9 protein-coding genes and 1 pseudogene are annotated in these 4,050 nt (G+C 47.8%); all 10 read right to left on the bottom strand.

Annotated features, from left to right (window positions below; translation table 11 throughout):
- Window positions 1–99 precede the first annotated feature (99 nt).
- Window positions 100–306, bottom strand: a complete 207-nt coding sequence (locus tag KDK14_RS18655; RefSeq protein WP_257266708.1) for a hypothetical protein — start codon at window positions 304–306, stop codon at window positions 100–102.
- Complete coding sequence (locus tag KDK14_RS18650; protein ID WP_257266707.1) at window positions 293–526, bottom strand: DNA-binding protein; 234 nt, start codon at window positions 524–526, stop codon at window positions 293–295. Before KDK14_RS18650 ends, KDK14_RS18655 begins: the two co-directional genes overlap by 14 nt.
- 52 nt (window positions 527–578) lie before the next feature.
- A complete protein-coding gene (locus KDK14_RS18645) occupies window positions 579–1,028 on the bottom strand; it encodes a PIN domain-containing protein (RefSeq protein ID WP_257266706.1) in 450 nt (149 codons plus the stop codon).
- On the bottom strand, window positions 1,025–1,267 hold the full coding sequence (locus tag KDK14_RS18640) for a DUF6364 family protein (RefSeq protein WP_257266705.1): 243 nt from the start codon (window positions 1,265–1,267) through the stop codon (window positions 1,025–1,027). The genes KDK14_RS18645 and KDK14_RS18640 overlap by 4 nt, the downstream gene beginning before the upstream one ends.
- Window positions 1,268–1,703: 436 nt before the next feature.
- A complete protein-coding gene (locus tag KDK14_RS18635; RefSeq protein ID WP_257266704.1) occupies window positions 1,704–1,976 on the bottom strand; it encodes a Txe/YoeB family addiction module toxin in 273 nt (90 codons plus the stop codon).
- The gene (locus KDK14_RS18630) at window positions 1,973–2,227 is read right to left on the bottom strand and encodes a type II toxin-antitoxin system Phd/YefM family antitoxin (RefSeq protein WP_257266703.1); all 255 of its coding nucleotides are present in this window, start codon (window positions 2,225–2,227) and stop codon (window positions 1,973–1,975) included. The genes KDK14_RS18635 and KDK14_RS18630 overlap by 4 nt, the downstream gene beginning before the upstream one ends.
- A 222-nt stretch (window positions 2,228–2,449) precedes the next feature.
- Window positions 2,450–2,773 (bottom strand): type II toxin-antitoxin system PemK/MazF family toxin, encoded by a 324-nt coding sequence (locus tag KDK14_RS18625; RefSeq protein ID WP_257266702.1) that lies wholly within the window; start codon window positions 2,771–2,773, stop codon window positions 2,450–2,452.
- The gene (locus KDK14_RS18620) at window positions 2,770–3,000 is read right to left on the bottom strand and encodes an antitoxin MazE family protein (protein WP_257266701.1); all 231 of its coding nucleotides are present in this window, start codon (window positions 2,998–3,000) and stop codon (window positions 2,770–2,772) included. The genes KDK14_RS18625 and KDK14_RS18620 overlap by 4 nt, the downstream gene beginning before the upstream one ends.
- Window positions 3,001–3,300: 300 nt before the next feature.
- Entirely contained in the window at window positions 3,301–3,555 is a 255-nt protein-coding gene (locus KDK14_RS18615) for a type II toxin-antitoxin system VapC family toxin (RefSeq protein WP_257266700.1), read from the bottom strand.
- Between the two features lie 135 nt (window positions 3,556–3,690).
- A pseudogene (locus KDK14_RS18610) lies at window positions 3,691–4,050 on the bottom strand (hypothetical protein); the annotation flags it as partial.

Raw genomic sequence — 4,050 nt, 5'->3', positions numbered from 1 at the left:
GAGTGCCGGCACAAGGAGTCAGAAATATATGATTTCATATGGTTAGCTACTTAGTGCCCAATTCCAGAATGTACTGGCTGTAGTCTCTGATCAGGCTATTCAGCCAGTGCTCAAGCTGTTTGGCCTGAGACGCGTCACCTCTATGGCGAATTTTTCCACGCCCCGACGGAGTTCTCCAAGGGTAATCACGCTCAGGTAGAGTGGCGATGCCTGTTGAGTCGCCTCTTTAAAGAATTCCTGAACACCGGGGTTGGCTTTTTGTCTCTTGCGGATTTCACTGATGACATTGGTATCAATCAAATACATTAGCATCACCACTGTCTTCGAGACGCTCGAAGTCATCATCATTACCGACATTGGGGATACTTTTCAGGGCTTCAGCAAAACTCTTTTTTTTGGGCTTTAATAGAACCGATTCAAGAATCCGACGGTATTCGGCCTCTGCGCTGAGCCCATTTTTAGCTGCTTGAGCCTTAAGTGCTTCGACGATTTTTTCGTCAATATTACGAACGATCAGGTTAGCCACGATCCACCTCCTGAATACCCTGTAAAAATGATAGCGTTGATATCATTTTTGGTCAGCGCCTTCCGGAATCTATTTCCTTACGCTTTAACGTATTAACTTTTTTAACCATAAATTCTTCCGGAGTGAGTACCGGGATTTCGGCTAACCGAAAGTCTTTGGTATTGCGGGTAATGATGGCTTCAGCTCCGGCCTGTATCGCCGCAGCGTACAGTGCGGCATCTTCAAAATCGCTAAACCCGCTATCAAGGGCGTGCATTAATATGGCCTGATCCACTGGTGCCACCTGATAAATTTGTAACAGCTTTTTGATGGCAGCGCTGCCTTTGGCTTTGCCGATGGTTTTGCAGGTGAGGTAATGAAGGGTGGTCAGGGTTGTGGCGCAGAGTATGCCATTGAGTGTTCTGCGCTCCACTCTGCCCATGATGGATGATGAGTGAGCCACAAACGGTTCCCGTTCAAACAGGACATCCAGAATAACGTTGGTATCCACCAGGATCTTCATAGATATTTGTCTTCCAGATTTTTTTTGTAGTCCTTGTCTGCATCGTCTATCCCGGCATCAGCCAGCAGGCCTTTCAGGCTTTGGGTTAACGGTGGTAATGGTTCATCTTCTGTCACATGACAGGTCAGGTCTGCAAAATAGTCAGCCACCAGTTGCGATAACGATTTGCCGTGTTGTGCCGCGTATTTTTTTGCATTGTTGACCAGTTTGTCTTCTACCCGAAGCGTTAGTTTATGCATGATGATCACCTTGGCGTATCTTTTTTTAAATAGTACGTCAGATAGTGTAATTCGTTCACGACAGGAAGGTTTAACGAATTCCACGAAATTCTCCATCCATAACTGACGCATTGGGAGCAAAGCGGCGGGGTCGCCTGGTACAAGAAAGCGTTAAAAACCATACCAATACCACCGTCTTCGAGGTTGTCGCAAAAGGCTCTGAAAAGAAGGGGAACCACAAATTCACCAGGAAGAGCTTTTCTTTTCCTTTGTGCCTTTGTGGTTCAAGGCTTTTATGCTTTTTGTGACAGTCTCCAATATCCTCAATTTTCTGCCATCCTCGCTACGGGCGCTATTCTCGAACAGCCTCTCAGGAGCCTGTCCGAGAATAGATAATAAACTGGTAGCAGGTTGGAGTTTGCGTTGGGCAAAGCTGACCATCTTCTTCACAGAGTTTTCAGTAGTGGAAGCGGCATTGGAGTATGAACAGGTTGTCGTTGCTGTAGGCGTATACCAACCTGTGTTCCTGGTCAATTCTACGTGACCAGAATCCTGAAAAGTGACCTTTCAGGGGTTCGGGCTTTCCGGTTCCTGCAAAAGGGGTGCGCATACATTCTGTAATTAACTTTGTGACTTTTCTGGCTTTCGGTCTGTCGTTGTCCAGCCAGTATTGAAAGTCTTCCCAGGCTTCTTCAGACCAGCTTGAGGTGACCTTTTTCAGGTTGCTCATAATTCCGGCAGATCCCTGATGATGCCTTTATTGGCTTTGAATTGTTCGGCGGCAGATTTCAACCGCCTGGCATTTTCAGGAGACGAGAGCAGATACAGTGTTTCCATCAGGCTGTCGTAACTTTCTTTCGACATAACCACCGCATCCTCTGCATCACGCCGGTGAATGATGGTGTGGGTTGCATCATTAACAACGCTGTCCAAAACGGCTTTCAGGTTTTTTCGCAGTTCTGTGTAGGAAACCACATTCATTTTATTCGCCGAGTACTTGTACGTGTTAGAGTACAAGTATAATGACCTTTTAAGCATTGCCAAGGAAGGTAATACGCCGAGTGTCTGTTCGGATTGGAAAAAAATGGGTGGATGAGCCGGCGGGTGTGCTGGATAAGGTCTACGTCTGCGGCCTTTTTGGGTCTGATTAATCAAGCGTTGAAGGTTCAGCGTTTCAACGCTGTAACCTTGAAACATTGCCTTTCAGGCCATTCCCAGCCACAAAGCCATCAGCCGGGTGATTTCTGTCAGTTCCTGCTCGCTGAGTGAACCGATGGTTTTGCCGATTTTGTCCGCTTTTATGGAGGTGATTTTATCGACCATTACCTGAGAAGTTTTGTTGAGTCCGTTGTCTTTACTCTCAAACAGGGTGTAGCGGAATAGTGGAACATCCCTTAACTCGCCTGTGATTGGCAGGATCGTTATTGAAGGGTGGTCCGGGAACAGGTTGGACTGGATGATCAGGGCTGGCCTTGGTTTGCCGTAATCTCCCTTGACTGAGACAGTGACGATATCGCCACGCTTCATACCCAGCCCTCATCGTCGCTGGTCTGTTCAATCCAATCCAGGGTGTCACTTTCGGGTTTATCAGCCTTGAGGATGGTCGATTGTCGCTGACACTCCGGGGCGAAGCCTTCGACCCGTGTATCCGGAACCCAGATTTGCAAAGGGCGTAAACCGGCTTGACGCAGGGTTTCCCTGTGACGTTCTACCCGTTCCCGGGTGGACTTGGGGGGGTGAGGATTGGTGGACATAACGCCTCCGTAGCTGTGTTCCCGGTAAGGGTGATTACGTTACATGTAACGTAGCAGGCAGGGTATTAATGTCAAGTTGAAAATCACCGGTGATTTTGGGAATGTTTAATCATCAACAAAAAATCCATGGTCAGGTCTGATTCTTGACTCTCTCTAACCCTGTTCTATATGAAAGCAGCTTTCGAAAAGTTCCCGGCTTCTTCTGTACAAGACATTATCATCAAGCGCATCAAAGCCAATCATTTTTATGATCCGAGCCGGACGAATATTAATGGTTATCCTTAAAAGGTGTTTTGCTTTTCAAGGCTTTAATAGCCTTTCAGGCGTAGTGGCAATATCTGGAAAATTGCACAGCAGTTTTTTATCCCGGGTGACAAGTGGGCAGTCGAATGTTTCTGCCAATACCACAAATAACGCATCGTACGCCGGATGTTTTGCATAAGGTTCCAGTGCTTTAAACCATAACCGCTCACTGCTGGTTACCGATGTGATCAGGGCTTCAGCTCGTTCGGTTGCCTGTATGGCCTGATGCAGGACTGCTGATGGGTTATCCATTGTCAGGCGATATTACAGAACTCAGCCCGGAACAGGTCAGGCACATGGATGTATTCGGTTTTTGCCAGTACGGCCAGGGCCTCCTGCCGGTGCACAGGTTCATTAAACAGACCATCGAGTCGTTAACAGTGCGGCTCATGGTCGGCCTTTATTTCGCCAGGTGTCCATGTCTTTGGCCGGGCTTTCCGGCAGTTCTTTCCAGCTGTTTTTAATGGCGTTAATCAGGTCAGACTTTTGTTGATAGCAGGCTTCAAGCAGCTCCCGCACTTCTTGCTCCATGGAACGGTGGCCAGCTTTGGCGCTGGCTTTCAATCGTTCGATCAGATCGTCCGGCAGGTTTCGGATGGTCAGGGTTGCCATGGAGATTGCCTCCTTAAACGAGTGATTAACCAAAAATGCTAGCATGTCGCCAGGAGGCTGTCCGAGAATACCGCCCGTAGCGAGGATGGCAGAAAATTGAGGATTAAAATTCGGTTTTGTGTTGTTTAGCCGTGG

Origin of the sequence: Endozoicomonas sp. ONNA2 (genome assembly GCF_024606365.1) — a bacterium.
Classification (GTDB): domain Bacteria; phylum Pseudomonadota; class Gammaproteobacteria; order Pseudomonadales; family Endozoicomonadaceae; genus Endozoicomonas.
The sequence above is the reverse complement of the archived record's forward strand: the minus strand, read 5'-3'. Positions and strand labels throughout refer to the sequence as shown.